Source organism: Stenotrophomonas sp. FBCC-B152, from assembly GCF_059134105.1.
In genome coordinates this window covers 104,216-118,837 of the sequence record NZ_CP101442.1, presented here as the reverse complement: position 1 = coordinate 118,837, position 14,622 = coordinate 104,216, and the positions used below count along the sequence as shown (strand labels likewise).

Annotated in this window: 12 protein-coding genes; 2 read left to right on the top strand and 10 right to left on the bottom strand. The window is 65.8% G+C overall.

The annotated features are described in order from the left end of the window. The 7 genes from NMB40_RS00545 to NMB40_RS00515 all read right to left on the bottom strand — a co-directional run bounded on the left by NMB40_RS00545 (window position 1) and on the right by NMB40_RS00515 (window position 7,039). A complete protein-coding gene (locus NMB40_RS00545; RefSeq protein WP_494359802.1) occupies window positions 1-1,419 on the bottom strand; it encodes an ABC transporter ATP-binding protein in 1,419 nt (472 codons plus the stop codon). Then, entirely contained in the window at window positions 1,409-2,167 is a 759-nt protein-coding gene (locus tag NMB40_RS00540) for an ABC transporter permease (protein WP_494359801.1), read from the bottom strand. Before NMB40_RS00540 ends, NMB40_RS00545 begins: the two co-directional genes overlap by 11 nt. A gap of 20 nt (window positions 2,168-2,187) precedes the next feature. Further along, complete coding sequence (locus NMB40_RS00535; protein WP_494359800.1) at window positions 2,188-3,381, bottom strand: cystathionine gamma-synthase; 1,194 nt, start codon at window positions 3,379-3,381, stop codon at window positions 2,188-2,190. 131 nt (window positions 3,382-3,512) lie between these two features. Then, entirely contained in the window at window positions 3,513-4,883 is a 1,371-nt protein-coding gene (locus NMB40_RS00530; protein WP_282245426.1) for a pyridoxal-phosphate dependent enzyme, read from the bottom strand. Between the two features lie 214 nt (window positions 4,884-5,097). Next, complete coding sequence (locus NMB40_RS00525; RefSeq protein ID WP_282245428.1) at window positions 5,098-5,316, bottom strand: HP1242/YdcH family protein; 219 nt, start codon at window positions 5,314-5,316, stop codon at window positions 5,098-5,100. A 425-nt stretch (window positions 5,317-5,741) separates the two neighbouring features. Then, window positions 5,742-6,638: an OmpA family protein gene (locus tag NMB40_RS00520; protein WP_282245429.1), complete on the bottom strand. Its 897-nt coding sequence runs from the start codon at window positions 6,636-6,638 to the stop codon at window positions 5,742-5,744. Next, on the bottom strand, window positions 6,635-7,039 hold the full coding sequence (locus tag NMB40_RS00515) for a DUF4398 domain-containing protein (RefSeq protein WP_282245431.1): 405 nt from the start codon (window positions 7,037-7,039) through the stop codon (window positions 6,635-6,637). Before NMB40_RS00515 ends, NMB40_RS00520 begins: the two co-directional genes overlap by 4 nt. Window positions 7,040-7,137: 98 nt before the next feature. Between NMB40_RS00515 and NMB40_RS00510 the strand changes: the two genes are divergently transcribed. Continuing rightward, window positions 7,138-8,268 (top strand): PilT/PilU family type 4a pilus ATPase, encoded by a 1,131-nt coding sequence (locus tag NMB40_RS00510; RefSeq protein ID WP_282245433.1) that lies wholly within the window; start codon window positions 7,138-7,140, stop codon window positions 8,266-8,268. Window positions 8,269-8,361: 93 nt separating this feature from the next. On the opposite strand, the gene maiA is transcribed toward NMB40_RS00510, so the two are convergent. Then, window positions 8,362-9,030 (bottom strand): maleylacetoacetate isomerase, encoded by a 669-nt coding sequence (maiA, locus tag NMB40_RS00505; RefSeq protein WP_494361017.1) that lies wholly within the window; start codon window positions 9,028-9,030, stop codon window positions 8,362-8,364. Next, window positions 9,027-10,016: a fumarylacetoacetate hydrolase family protein gene (locus NMB40_RS00500; protein ID WP_494359799.1), complete on the bottom strand. Its 990-nt coding sequence runs from the start codon at window positions 10,014-10,016 to the stop codon at window positions 9,027-9,029. Before NMB40_RS00500 ends, maiA begins: the two co-directional genes overlap by 4 nt. 478 nt (window positions 10,017-10,494) lie before the next feature. Here NMB40_RS00500 and NMB40_RS00495 point away from each other — a divergent pair, with 478 nt between their 5' ends. Beyond that, on the top strand, window positions 10,495-11,910 hold the full coding sequence (locus NMB40_RS00495) for a DEAD/DEAH box helicase (RefSeq protein ID WP_494359798.1): 1,416 nt from the start codon (window positions 10,495-10,497) through the stop codon (window positions 11,908-11,910). Between the two features lie 147 nt (window positions 11,911-12,057). Here NMB40_RS00495 and NMB40_RS00490 read toward each other — a convergent pair whose 3' ends face one another. Next, entirely contained in the window at window positions 12,058-14,622 is a 2,565-nt protein-coding gene (locus NMB40_RS00490) for a M14 family zinc carboxypeptidase (protein ID WP_494361016.1), read from the bottom strand.

The window sequence follows — 14,622 nt, the reverse complement described above, 5'->3', positions numbered from 1 at the left end:
TCATTCGACGTCTGCAATTTCCGCGCGCATGCGCAGATCGCTGACGCCACCAAAGGTATATTCCTTTTGCCGCATGCCAACCTGGAAGAAGGCGGCCTCATCGCGCCAGTGCAGCATGCGCTGGGCGCCGCCGAAGCGTTCGAGCTCCTCGGACACCGAAACCTGCACCTCATAAAAGTTCATGCCCAACGAGCAGTCGAACTCGAACCTGACAGCAAAGGGCTCGTCCGCACGGAAGGTAGTTCCCCAGACGCCAGCATGGTCTTTGCCAACCTCTGCCCATGTCTGCACGTCCTGGTTGAGCGTTCCCCACGAATAGAGCTTCACGCCTTCCTTGTTGCGCAGGCGGACATTGACGTTGAGTTTGTCCATGTCACGCACTGGCCGGGCGGTAACCTCGATCACCACCCGCTCCCGCGGCAGGAAGTACGCGCACTCTTTCCCCTCTCCGTCGAAGACGCGAACGCGCTCCACGACGCAGTCATAGTCACCAAACGAGAGCTTGTCGCTGCGCGCGCCAAGAACAGGCGAGCCTTCATGCACCGGCTCTTGTACCGGCTCTTCGACAGCCGCTTGGGCCTCTACGATCTTCTGGGCGTACTGGAGATGCTGCGCACTGACCGACGCGTAATAGTCGCGCTCGTCTTCGTGAAGCTGCTTGCGATATTCCAGAACGACGTCCGAGGATGGTCCCGCGGCGCGTACCGTACCGTCACGCAGCAGGATCGCATGATCGGTCAGGGTGCGAATCGACTCTTGATCGTGTGAAACCAGCAACAGCGTGCATCCGTTGGCCCGCAGGGCTTCCATCTGCTGGAAACACCGCTTCTGGAACAGCGCATCGCCCACGGCCAAGGCCTCGTCCACGATGAGGATGTCAGGTTCCACCTGCGTCTGCACCGCGAAGGCAAGCCGCAGCATCATGCCGCTGGAGTAGGTCCGCACCGGCTGGTCGATGAAGTCACCAATGTCTGCAAAGGCCGCGATCGCGTCGAACCGCTGCATCACCTCGCGCTCGGTCAGGCCGAGGATCATGCCATTGAGGATGACGTTCTCGCGCCCGGTGAAATCAGGATTGAATCCGCTGCCCAGCTCCAGCAATGCAGCGATGCGCCCATTCACCTGCGACCTGCCGGTCGTTGGCGCCAGGGTGCCGGCGATGATCTGCAGCAGCGTGGACTTGCCCGAACCATTGCGGCCGATGATGCCTACGGCGTCGCCACGCTTGACCTTCAAGCTGACGTCGCGCAGAGCCCAGAATTCCCGCCCGCGCTGTCGCGACGACCACTCTCCCGTTCCGGGCAGCATACGTCCAAGACGCGGCAGCAGCATCTGCAGCAGACGGTCGGAAGGCTTCTCGAAGATGTTGAAGACCTTGCTGACATTCTCGATATCGATAACCAGATCTTCAGACGACATCGGCGAAGGCCCTCCGGGTCCGCTGGAACCACCAATAACCAAGGAAGAAGATGGCCAATGACCACGCGACCGCCCAGCTGTACAGGCCCCAATCGGGCAGGGTTCCGGTGACGATCAGCGCGCGGGTCTGCTCCACGTAAACCGCTAGTGGACTCAGCCGCATCCACTTGCCGATCGTGTCCGGGAAGATGATCGATGGGTACAGCACCGGGGTCAGATACTGAAGAACGCGTGCCAGCAGGCCAGCAATCTGATCCACGTCACGGAAGAACACGCCCAGGGAGGCGAAAAGGTAGGTCACACCCATGGTCAAGGCCAGCATGGGCAGGACCAGGATCGGTAGAAGCACGATCTGCCAATGCAGCCCAAAACTGCTGAAGGCCAGGAAGGCCGCCAACGCGACGGTGGCAACACCAGCGTTGTACAGCGAAGAAAGAACGACCACTGGCGGCAGCACCTCCAGCGGAAACACCACCTTCTTGACCAGGTTGGGATTGGCCAGGATGGCGGTGGGCGCCCGGGTCAGCGACTCGGCAAAGAAGTTGTAAACGATCAGTCCGATGAACAGAAGTACGGCATAGTCGACCTTGCTATGCACCTCTATCCCCTTCCATTTCGCACTGAAAATCGTCGCGAAGATGACGGTATAGATCGCCAGCATGATGAGCGGCACCAAGACGCCCCACAATGCGCCGAGCAACGAGTCCTTGTACTTCTTCTTGATGTCGCGGCCGGTGAGGCTCAGCATCAATTCGATGCGCCTGCCCATCATACGGTGGCAGCCTCCAACGCACGCTCCAGATCTACCTGCAGATCCCCCAACTCTTCGACACCCACGCTCAACCGCACCAGCGCATCACTGATGCCCAGCTGCTCACGGCGCTCCACCGGAATGGATGCATGCGTCATCACCGCAGGATGGTTCACAAGGCTCTCCACCCCACCCAGCGACTCAGCCAAGGTGAACAGCTCGGTCTTCTCGCAGAACCGCTTGGCCGCCTCGAACCCACCCTTGAGAACGATCGAAACAATGCCGCCGTACCCGTTCATCTGGCGCGTAGCCAGCTCATGCTGCGGATGGCTCGGCAGGCCCGGGTAGATCACCTTTTCCACGGCAGGGTGCTTTTCCAGCCACTGGGCCAGGGCCAGCGCGTTGGCGCAGTGCGCCTTCATGCGCAGCGGCAGGGTCTTCAGGCCACGCAGGGCCAGGAAGCTGTCGAACGGCCCCTGCACGGCCCCGATGGAGTTCTGCAGGAAGGCCATCTGCTCGGCCAGCTCGGCGTTGTCGCCCACCACCACCATGCCACCGACCATGTCCGAGTGACCATTGAGGTACTTGGTGGCCGAGTGCAGGACCAGGTCCGCGCCCATTTCCAACGGGCGCTGCAGCATCGGCGAGGCGAAGGTGTTGTCCACCACCACGATCAGGCCATGGCGCTTGGCGATGGCGGCGACCGCGGCGATGTCCACGATCTTCAGCATCGGGTTGGTCGGGGTCTCGATCCAGACCATCTTCGTCTGCGGGGTGATCGCTGCTTCGAAGGCGGCCAGGTCGGTCAGGTCCACGAAGCCGAACTGCAGCCCGGCGGTGCGCTTGCGCACGCGCTCGAACAGGCGGAACGTGCCGCCGTAGATGTCATCCATCGCCACCACGTGGCTGCCGGCGTCCAGCAGCTCCATCACGGTGGAGGTGGCGGCCATGCCCGAGGCGAAGGCGTAGCCGCGGGTGCCACCCTCCAGCGAGGCCACGCAGCGCTCGTAGGCGAAGCGGGTCGGGTTGTGGGTGCGCGAGTACTCGAAGCCCTGGTGTTCGCCGGGGCTGGACTGGGCGTAGGTGGAGGTCGCGTAGATCGGCGGCATTACCGCGCCGGTGCTCGGGTCGGGCGACTGCCCGCCATGGATGGCCAGCGTGGCCAGGGCGAGCGAGCGCTTGGTGTGCCCGGAGGATGCAGGGTCGGACATGGGGGTTCCCAGCGATTGAGAGCCCCAGGCGGGGCCCCCATTAAATGGAGCGGAAGTCTATCAGCGCAGGCTTAATCAACCGTTGACGCGGATAAACACAGGTTCAGAGCCGAACATCGGCCATCGCGCCCTTATTGGACGCGGCGGCGCAGGTAGTTCAGCAGGTCGATGCGGGTGATCAGGCCCAGGAAGCTGCCACCATCCATGATGATGGCGACCTGGCCGCGGTCGAACACCGGCAGCAGGGCCTCGATCGGCGATTTCACGTCCAGCCGGTCCAGCTTGCTGACCATGGCGGTGGAGACCGTGTCGCGGAACCGCGATTCGTCGCCATACACATGCAGCAGCACGTCGCTTTCATCGACGATGCCGACCAGCTGGTCGCCATCCATCACCGGCAGCTGCGACACGTCATACAGCTTCATGCGCTGGTAGGCCGTGGTGAGCAGGTCGTTCGGGCCGATCACCACGGTATCGCGCTGGCCGTATGGGCGCAGGATCAGGTCACGCAGGTCGCCGGTCTGCGGGCGTTCCAGGAAGCCGTTGTCCAGCATCCAGTAGTCGTTGTACATCTTGGAGAGGTACTTGTTGCCGGTGTCGCAGACCAGCACCAGCACCTTCTTCGGGGTGGTCTGCTCTTTGCAGTACTTCAGCGCGGCCGCCAGCAGGGTGCCGGTGGAGGAACCGCCGAGCACGCCTTCCTTGCCCAGCAGCTCGCGGGCGGTATGGAAGCTTTCGGCATCGGTGATGGCATAGGCCTTGGTGACCCGGCTGAAATCGGCGATGGACGGCAGGAAGTCTTCACCGATGCCTTCCACCAGCCAGCTGCCGGACTTGTCGTTGAGCACGCCGTCGTTGATGTATTCGGCCAGGATCGAGCCGACCGGGTCGGCCAGCACCAGTTCGGTCTTCGGCGACAGGGTGGAGAAGGCGCGCGACAGGCCGGTCATGGTGCCGGAGCTGCCGCAGCCGAACACGATGGCATCCAGGTCGCCGTCCATCTGTTCCAGGATTTCCGGGCCGGTGCCGAATTCGTGCGCGGCCGGGTTGTCCGGGTTGCCGAACTGGTTGATGAAGTACGCGCCCGGGGTTTCCTCGGCCACCCGCTTGGCCATGTCCTGGTAATACTCAGGGTGGCCCTTGGCCACGTCCGAACGGGTCAGGCGCACTTCGGCGCCCATCGCCTTGAGGTTGAAGATCTTCTCGCGGCTCATCTTGTCCGGCACGACCAGAATGAGCTTGTAGCCCTTCTGCTGGGCGACCAGCGCCAGGCCCAGGCCTGTGTTGCCGGCGGTGCCTTCCACCAGTGTCGCACCCGGCTTGAGATCGCCGCGCTGTTCAGCGGCCTCGATCATCGACAGGCCGATGCGGTCCTTGATGGATCCTCCGGGATTGGCGCTTTCGAGCTTCAGGTACAGCTCGCAGACACCGGTATCCAGGCGCTGGGCCTTGACGATCGGGGTCTTGCCAATGAGGTCGAGTACGGAGGAGTGGATTGCCATCGGGTCACATCGATTCGCGCCGCAGTGCGGCCGGACCCCCGATTATCCGACAGATGGTAGAGACACGCCATGCGTGTCCGGGAACCCCGGAAAGAGCGACGCGGACGGCGCCCGTCGACGAGGAGACGGACGCCGCCCGCGGCGTTTGGCAGTGCCGGCCAGGGCCGGCAGGTTCAGCGGCAGGCGCCGACCGTGGGCCGGCACATAGGGAACGTCAATTCAGGGGGGAGGAGTACAGCCGTTCCAGCTTCTGCTTGGCATACAGCTTCTCACGCTTCATCTGGCCCAGAGTTACACCGTCTATCGGAAGTACGCCCAATTCGGCATCCATACACTTCTTGTTCAACTTCTGGTGCCGTTCGTAAAGCGCCTTGAATTCCGGATCACGCTGGCGGCGTGCGTCGATTTCACTCTGGGGCTGACCTTCAAACATGATGAACCTCCTATCGCGTTTACAGCACAAACAAGAACGCCCCGGCCGGTGAGGCACGGGGCGTTGCTTCGGGAGGAGCGCCGGCATCCACCGCGATCACGGCAGAACCCAAGCGCACGACCGGGGTTGCCCGGCCTGCAGACTGCTCTGGTTCGTGCCCTCGATGCATCGGCCCGGCCCTCCAATCGTCCGGGTCGCGGAAGGCCACCCGGACAATCGACCCTACGCCTGCCCAAGGGCCGGTTCAAGGGTTTCGTTTGAAATCGCCGGTGCGCGCCAGTCGAGGTTCAGGCTGAACACGCACTTCAACGAAATTTAAACAAAAACAGCAGGTTGCGTCATTCTGACGCGGTCACGACCAACGGTCGTGACCTACCGATAAATGCAACCGGGTAGCTCATGACCGTTGGTCATGACACCGGCGATCAGGGGGCGATGATGACCTCGGCCGAGCGGGCCTTGGTGGCCGCCGCCTTCTTGCCGCTGACCTGCAGGCGGCTGGCGCTGACGCCGGCCCCCACCAGGGCATCGCGCAGGGCTTCGGCGCGTTGCTGCCCTACCCCAGCGGCGGCATCGTAGGCCTCGATCCGGACCCTGCCCTTCTTGCCGATGTTGAGGTACTCGGCCAGCGCCTTGGCCTGGCCCTTGGCCCCGCCCGAGAGCGCGCCCTTGCCGCTGGCAAAGGCATCGCCGGCGAAGGTGAACACCTCGCCGCGGCTGTCGAACTTCGACCCCGGCAGCTTGCTGCCCGAGACCAGCTCGGCCTCTTCGCGGGCCAGCTTGGCCGCGTTCTGCTGGGCCGCGCTCAGCCGCGCGGTCTGCTTGCCGGCCACGCTGGTCAGCGCGGTTTCGGCATCCTGGCGGGCCAGCGCTTCGGTTTCGGCGGCCAGGCGCAGGCGTTCGGATTCCTCGGCCTGGATCTGGGCCTGCACGCGCAGCCGCTCGCTTTCCTGGCGGGCACGCTGGGCATCGCGGCGGCTGGCTTCGATCAGCAGGTCGCTGCGGGTGCGCTCGAGCTGGCTCACTTCGCGCTTGGCCAGCGCGGCACGCACGCTGGTTTCGGCGATTTCGACCCGGCGGTCGGCCAGGTAGCGGGCCTGGTCCACGTCGCGGCGCTTGGCGTTGGCCAGCGCGGCGATGGCCTGCTGGGCCTGAAGGCGCTCATAGGCGGCCAGCTCGGACGCATCCGGGTTGGCCTGGATCGCCATCAGGCGCTGGGTGAGCTGGGCCACGGCCGGGTCTTCGGCGGCGCCGGCCAGCGGCGACAGGGCCAGGCCGAGGGCGAGCAGCAGCGGCGACATGCGCAGGGCGGCAGGCTTCATCGGCGGTCCTCCCCGGCGGCGAGCTGGCGTTCGAGCTGGGTCACCTCGTTGCGGCGCAGCTGCAGCTGGGCGGTGGCGGTGGCCTCCTCGCTGCGGGCGCGGGCCAGGTCGGCATCGGCGGTGGCGCGCACGGCCAGGGCCGGGGCGTTCTTGCGCTCGCGGCGGTCGCTGGCGGCGGCCTGGGCCTGTTCCAGGCCTTGGCGGGCCACGGCGATCAGGTCCGGGGCGTACTGGTCGGCGTCGGCCTGGGTGGCCTTGTCCACGGCCTGGCGGGCCTGCATGAGCTCGAGCGCGCCGTCCTGGGCCAGGGCCGGCCCGGCCAGTGCGAATGCGCACGCCATCACGCAACTCGTCAAAACTACATACGGGGTACGCCGCATTTGTGCGAAGCTAGGATTCATTGGGGGTGCCGTTCGCCTGAAGAAGGTGCGCGGCCATTGTCGGAAGCCTGCGGCGTGCTTGCAATGGCATGTCGCCGATTGTTGGGGAAACATTTCGCATGGATATCGGCTATTTCCTGAAGCTGATGACCGAAAAGAACGCTTCGGACATGTTCTTGACCACCGGAGCCCCGGTGTACATCAAGATCGAAGGCAAGCTGTACCCGCTGGGAAATACCGGGCTGCCGCCCGGGATGGTCAAGAAAATCGCCTATTCGCTGATGGACGAGGGCCAGGTGCCCCAGTTCGAGCGCGACCTTGAGCTCAACATGGCCATCGCCCTGCCCGACGCGGGACGCTTCCGCGTCAACGTGTTCAAGCAGCGCGGTGAGGTCGGCATGGTGATCCGTGCCATCCGCAGCAAGATTCCCAGCATCGAAGAGCTCAACCTGCCCCAGGTCCTGAAGGACGTCATCATGACCCCGCGCGGGCTGGTGCTGGTGGTGGGCTCGACCGGCTCGGGCAAGTCGACCTCGCTGGCGTCGATGATCGACCACCGCAACAGCACCACGACCGGGCACATCCTCACCATCGAGGACCCGATCGAGTACCTGCACAAGCACAAGATGTCGATCGTCAACCAGCGCGAGGTGGGGCTGGATACCCACGCCTTCCACAACGCGCTGAAGAACGCGATGCGTGAAGCGCCGGACGTGATCCTGATCGGCGAAATCCTCGATTCGGAAACGATGGAGGCGGCCATCGCCTTCGCCGAAACCGGTCACCTGTGCCTGGCCACGCTGCACTCCAACAACGCCGACCAGACCATCGAGCGCATCCTCAACTTCTTCCCCGAGAGCGCGCACCGCAACGTGCTGATGAACCTCTCGCTGAACCTGCGCGCGGTGATTTCCCAGCGCCTGGTCAAGGGCCAGGATGGGCGCCGCCTGCCGGCCACGGAAGTGTTGATCAACACGCCGATGATCCGCGACCTGCTGCGCCGCGGCCAGGTGCATGAGATCAAACCGGCGATGGAAGCCTCGCTGGAAGAAGGCATGGAGAGTTTCGACCAGTGCCTGTTCCGCATGGCCAAGAACGGCATCATCGAGCAGGAAGAGGCGCTGCGCGCGGCCGATTCGCGCGATGGCCTGGCCCTGAAGTTCCGCCTGTCCGAAGGCGGCAGCGGCGAGCATGATCCATACGCGGATTATTCGGCGGCAACCCCGGCGGCGATCACGCACGGGTTTTGATTGGCCGGGTATCGACCAACGGTCGATACCTACCGATCGGGGTTCGCGGGTCGCCCCACCAGGTAGGTACCGACCGTTGGTCGGTACCCGGTTTCAGGGTGACGCGTCGGCCTGAACCTCCGGCCGCGCCGCATCGAACGCCGGCAATGCCAGGCAGGCCTCGTCGATCCGCACCAGGGTCGGGTACGGGCCCAGATCCACGTTGAAGCGGCGGGCGTTGAACAGCTGCGGCACCAGGCAGCAGTCAGCCAGGGTCGGGGTGTCGCCGTGGCAGAAGCGCCCGGTATCCACCGATTCGACCAGCAGCCGCTCCATCGCGTCGAAGCCGACCTGCATCCAGTGCTTGGTCCAGTCCTCGCGCTCGGTCTGCGGCACGTGCCAGGTATCACTGAAGAACTGCATCACCCGCAGGTTGTTGAGCGGGTGCAGGTCGCACGCCACCAGCTGCGCCAGCGCGCGCACGCGGGCGCGGCCCGGGGCGTCGTCGGGCAGCAGCGGCGGCTCCGGGAATACCTCGTCGAGGTATTCCAGGATCGCCATCGACTGGTGCAGCACGAGATCCCCATGCACCAGGGTCGGCACCAGCTCCTGCGGGTTGAGCGCGGCATAGCCTTCGCTGTGCTGCTGGCCGCCGTCGCGGACCAGGTGCACCGGGGTGATCTGGTGCTCCAGGCCCTTGAGGTTCAGACCGATGCGCACGCGGTAGGCCGCGCTGGAGCGCCAGTAGCTGAACAGCTCGATGCGGTCGGCCGGGGTGTTCAGGGCCGTGTCGCCTGTTCGATGCGCTGTTCGATGGCGCCGAAGATGCTCTCGCCGGCGGCGTCGAACATTTCAATGCGGACCACGTCGCCGAACGACATGAACGGCGTGCTCGGCTTGCCGTCGCGCAGGGTTTCCACGGTGCGCTGCTCGGCAAAGCAGGACGCGCCCTTGCTGGTGTCCTCGTTGGCGATGGTGCCCGAGCCGACGATGGCACCGGCGCTCAGCGGGCGGGTCTTGGCCGCGTGCGCGACCAGCTGGGCGAAGTTGAACTGCATGTCCACCCCGGCTTCGGGCGCGCCGAACCAGGCGCCGTTGACGTGGGTGACCAGCGGCAGGTGCACCTTGCTGTCCTGCCAGGCGTCGCCCAGCTCGTCGGGGGTGACGAACACCGGCGACAGCGCCGAGCGCGGCTTGGACTGCAGGAAGCCGAAGCCCTTGGCCAGCTCGCCCGGGATCAGGTTGCGCAGCGAGACGTCATTGACCAGGCCGACCAGCTGGATATGGCCGGCGGCCTGCTCGGCGGTGACCGCCATCGGCACGTCATCGGTGATGACCACCAGTTCGGCCTCCAGGTCGATGCCGTACTCCTCGCTGATCACCTTCACCGGATCGCGCGGACCATGGAACCCGGCGCTGGTGGCCTGATACATCAGCGGGTCGGTGTAGAAGCTTTCCGGCACCTCGGCGCCGCGGGCGCGGCGCACGCGCTCCACGTGCGGCAGGTAGGCGCTGCCATCGACGAATTCATAGGAACGCGGCAACGGCGCGGCCAGCGCCTGCAGGTCGATGTCGAACACGCCGTCGGCGCTGCCGTCATTGAGCGACTCGGACAGGGCGTTCAGGCGCGGCGCCAGGTGGCTCCAGTCTTCCAGCGCCTGCTGCAGCGTGGCGGCGATCCCGGTGGCGCGCACGCCATGGCGCAGGTCACGAGAGACCACGATCAGGGTGCCGTCGCGGCCGCCTTCCTTCAAAGAACCAAGCTTCATGGGTGGGATATCCGGGATCGCAGAAAAATAGGTTTCGAGTGTAACCAAATGCGCTGTCATGCCAAGTCGCAGTGCCGCAGAACGAACATAAACCATCCGAATGATGCTGATGTGGTGGCTTGACGCCCGACGCCAGGCTTCCGGCGTTCCTGACCCCGAATTGGCGCGCAGCCACGCATGGCGTGGCTCTACGAAGCTGAATGGGGAAAATTGATGCAGCGCATGATTTCTTCTATACTCCCATTGTCTGCAGCGGCCGTCCGTTTCCCTTCGGGATCGCCGGCGATCGGGATTTCCGTCCCTCGCCCGCCCCCACTCCGACGCCATTCGTCATGCATTCCAGTCCGCGCACCGCGTGGGCTGCACCCAATTCTCGCAGCGCGGTTCACGGGAACGCTCCGAGTCAGCCGATCAACTCGATCTGCCTTGCGTCCGGCCATTCGGCCTGGCGTTACTTTGTCTTTGGAGCTTCCACCCGATGTCTTTTGAAAACCTGGGCCTTGCCCCGTTCCTGCTGCGCGCGTTGTCCGAGCAGGGCTATGAAAACCCCACCCCGATCCAGGAGCAGGCGATCCCGCTCGCCCTGGAAGGCCGCGACCTGCTGGCCGGCGCGCAGACCGGTACCGGCAAGACCGCTGCGTTCGGCCTGCCGCTGCTGCAGCACCTGGGCACCAACCCGCAGGCCGTGAACGGCCCGCGCAAGCCGCGTGCGCTGGTGCTGGCCCCGACCCGCGAACTGGCCACCCAGGTGCATGACAGCCTGCGCGGCTACAGCAAGTACCTGCGCATTCCCAGCGCCTGCATCTACGGCGGCGTCGGCATGGGCAACCAGTTCGACGTGCTGCGCCGTGGCGTGGACCTTCTGGTGGCCTGCCCGGGCCGCCTGATCGACCACCTGGAGCGTCGCAGCGTCGACCTGTCGGGCATCGAGATCCTGGTGCTGGACGAAGCCGACCGCATGCTGGACATGGGCTTCCTGCCGTCGATCAAGAAGATCCTGGCCAAGCTGCCGCGCCAGAACCGCCAGACCCTGCTGTTCTCGGCGACCTTCGAAGAGAGCATCAAGCAGCTGGCCCTGGAGTTCATGCGCGATCCGGCGCAGATCCAGGTCACCCCCAAGAACACCGTGGCCGAATCGATCAAGCACTGCGTGCACCCGGTTGACGGCCCGCGCAAGCGTGACCTGCTGCTGCACCTGCTGGCCCAGGACAGCCGCGAGCAGACCCTGGTGTTCGGCCGTACCAAGCACGGCTGCGACAAGCTGGCCACGTTCCTGGAGAAGTCGGGCATCAAGACCGCGGCGATCCACGGCAACAAGAGCCAGGGCCAGCGCCTGCGTGCGCTGGGCGACTTCAAGGCCGGCCGCGTGACCGTGCTGGTGGCCACCGACATCGCCGCACGCGGTATCGACATCAACGAGCTGCCGAAGGTCATCAACTATGACCTGCCGATGGTGCCGGAAGATTACGTGCACCGTATCGGCCGCACCGGCCGCAACGGCTCGACCGGCCAGGCGATCTCGCTGGTGGCCCAGGACGAAGCCAAGCTGCTGCGCCAGATCGTGCGCCTGCTGGACAAGGACATGGACATCCGCGACGTGCCCGGCTTCGAGCCGCAGACCCCGATCCGCTGGGGCAACAGCGCGCCGGGCAAGGCCGAAGTGCCGGGTGGCGATCGTTCGCCGCGCAAGCACGCGCGCCGTCCGCATGGCGAGGCCCCGCGCCACGCCCATGCCGGTGCCAAGACCGGCGGCGGCCAGCGTGACGGTGCCGGCCGCGGTGCAAGCCGCGGTGCCGGCAACGGTGCGCCGCGCGGTGGTGCCCCGTCGGGCCAGCGCCGTGGCGGTGGTGGCGGCGGCGGTCGTGGCCCGGGCGGCGGCAACCGCGCCGGCTGATCGTTCCGCCGGCTGCACCATTGAAAAGGGCGACGCATTGCGTCGCCCTTTTTGTTGCCGGTTTGCCTTGGCACGTAGAGCCACGCCCTGCGTGGCTGCTCTTCGCCGGGCACCGCGAAGCCACGCAGGGCGTGGCTCTACGATGGGTCACCCTCTAGGCTTGGTCGGGTTGAGCAGGTTGCCGAAGAACACCGCGTTCAACAGCAGCCGCTCGGTGCCGTGCCAGTACTTGCGGTGCGCCGGGTCGTCGGCGAACAGCACCACGTTGCCCTGCCCCTGCGGCGACACCAGCAGCCAGGCGGCGCCGGCCACGCGGCTGCGGTTGGTCTCGGACAGGTAGCCGTTCACCCGCGGCGTTTCATCGATACGCACCACGGTGGAGAACGCGTTGCGGCTCGGCTTGAAGCTGATCCCGTTTTCCTTGTTGATCGCCAGCTGGGTGCGCGGCAACCCGAAGCCCAGCGGGTGGCTGGTGTCCACGTCGGCGCTGAGGATGTTGCCGCTGACCCGCTCGATGGCGGCGATGTCGCGCTGGTCGCCGAACGCACGGCGCGCGCCATCAGGCTCCTTCTCTTCGGCGCCCAGCACCTCATCGCTGAGCTTCTGCTCGATCGCCCACTTGGCCGCGCTGCCGTAGGTCACCAGCGAACCGCCGGCGTTGATCCAGCGCTTGAGCGCGGCCACCGCCGTGGCATCCACGCCGCTGTAGGTGCCACCGGACAGCACGATGGTGGTGTAGCGATCCAAGTTGACCTTGCCCAGCTGCGCCGGGTCCAGCTTGCTGGCCGGCAGCTGCACCTGCTGGTCGAGCAGGAACCACGCCGAGCCGATCTCGGTGGCGCTCACCCCCTCGCCCATCACCAGCGCCACCGCCGGCTTGCGCAGCGATTTGACGCTGTCGCTGCCCAGGTCGATACCGCTGCGGCTCTGCCCGCTGGCCAGTGCATGCACCTGCACGCCGCTGCTGCGCGCCGCTTCTTCCACGGCGGCGAGCAGCGCGTCGCCGGCCAGCGTCTGGCCGGCCACCGGAACCACCACGCTGCCGCGTGCGAACGCCTGCTCACCCGAGGCGGTGGCCGCAGTGAACGGCTGGAACGCAGCGCGGGTCAGCACGCCCTTGGCCTGCAGTGCGTACAGCGCGCGGCTGGCGTTGTAATCGCGCCAGTCGAACACATAGGCATAGCCGGCCTGGCCGCCGCTCACCCCGCCGCGCGTGGCCGGCAGGGCGGCAATACGCTCGCCGCCATCCACCCGGCTGCGGCTACCGGCGAACGCCACGCCGTAGGCCGGTGCGATGGCATAGGAGGTGCTGCCGTAGAACACGTCGCCCTTGATCGGCGGGGTCTCGGCGAAGATCGAATGCACCAGGCGGAACTGCGGCTGTGCGGTGGGCACCACGTAGGCGCTGCCCGGCTCGAAGCGCTGGCCGTCCACGGTGACCGCCGCGTTCAACGCCTGCACGGTGATCTGGTGCTGCAGCAGCAGGTCGAGCAGGCGCCGGGTCAGGCCAGGGTCCTTGGCATCGCCGAACACGAAGGCCTTCACCGGCTGCTGGTTGGCCTGCTTCAGCGCGGACTGGAAGAATTCCTTCTGCAGTTTCAGCAGCCCGTCGCGCTCGGTCACCGCGCCGCGCACGGTGCCCAGGCCGGTGGCCACCTGGTTGCGGATGGTGAACGGGAAGGTCAACAGGCCATTGACCGATTCCTGCACGCGGCCACGCGAACTGGCCTGTTCCACCGTGACGCCGACCGCGCCATGGAAGTCCGGGTAGGTCGAACCGTACACCGGCGAGAAGTTGTCGAAGTTCTCACCGGTGTAGTACAGCGAGCCCAGCGCATCCAGCGCCTGCGCGTGGTACTTGGCCAGGGTCTTGTTGAACTCGTACGACGCGGCCGGCAGCAGCGGGCTGTGCATGCTCGCCGGCGACGGTTCGAAGTAGTAGGTGCTGTCCTTGCCCATCTCGTGGAAGTCGATCTGGACGTTGGGGTACCACTGGTGGAAGTACACGATCTTCGGGCGCGTGTCCTGCTGGGTCAGCGCCAGCCAGTCGCGGTTGAGGTCGGTGAAGTAGTGGTTGGTGCGCCCCTGCGGGAACGGCTCCACGTGCTCCTTGTCGGCCGGGTCGGCCGATGCCGGCGAGGAGGCATAGGCGTTGTGCCAGCTGGCCGCGCGGTCGCGGCCGTCCGGGTTCTGCGCCGGGTCGAACAGCACCACCGCCTGCTGCAGCCACTTGGCAGTATCGGCATTGCGGTTGGCCACCAGGTAGTACGCGGTGAGCAGCGCGGCTTCGCCGCTGGAGGTTTCATTGCCGTGCACGCTGTAGCCCAGCCACACCACCACCGGGCTGTTGCCGGCGGCCGACAGCGGCTGCGCCGGGTCGGCCAGGGTCACGTGCTGGCGGCGCAGGGTTTCCAGCTGCTGCTGGTTCTGCGCCGAGGTGACGGTGGCGATCAGCAGCGGGCGGCCTTCGTAACTGGTGCCGATCTGCTCGACCTTGATCTTGTCCGAGTGTTTCGCCAGTTCGTTGAAATACGCCACCAGCTGGTCGTGCCGGGTGTAGCGGCTGCCGATCTCGTAGCCCAGGAACTGCTGCGGGGTGGGAATGGCCGGATCGAAATCACCGCCCTGCGGGAAGAAATAAGCGCTCTGTGCGAACGCCGGCGCGGCCAGCAGCCACAGCGACCCCACCAGCCAGGTGATGGGGCGCGACAA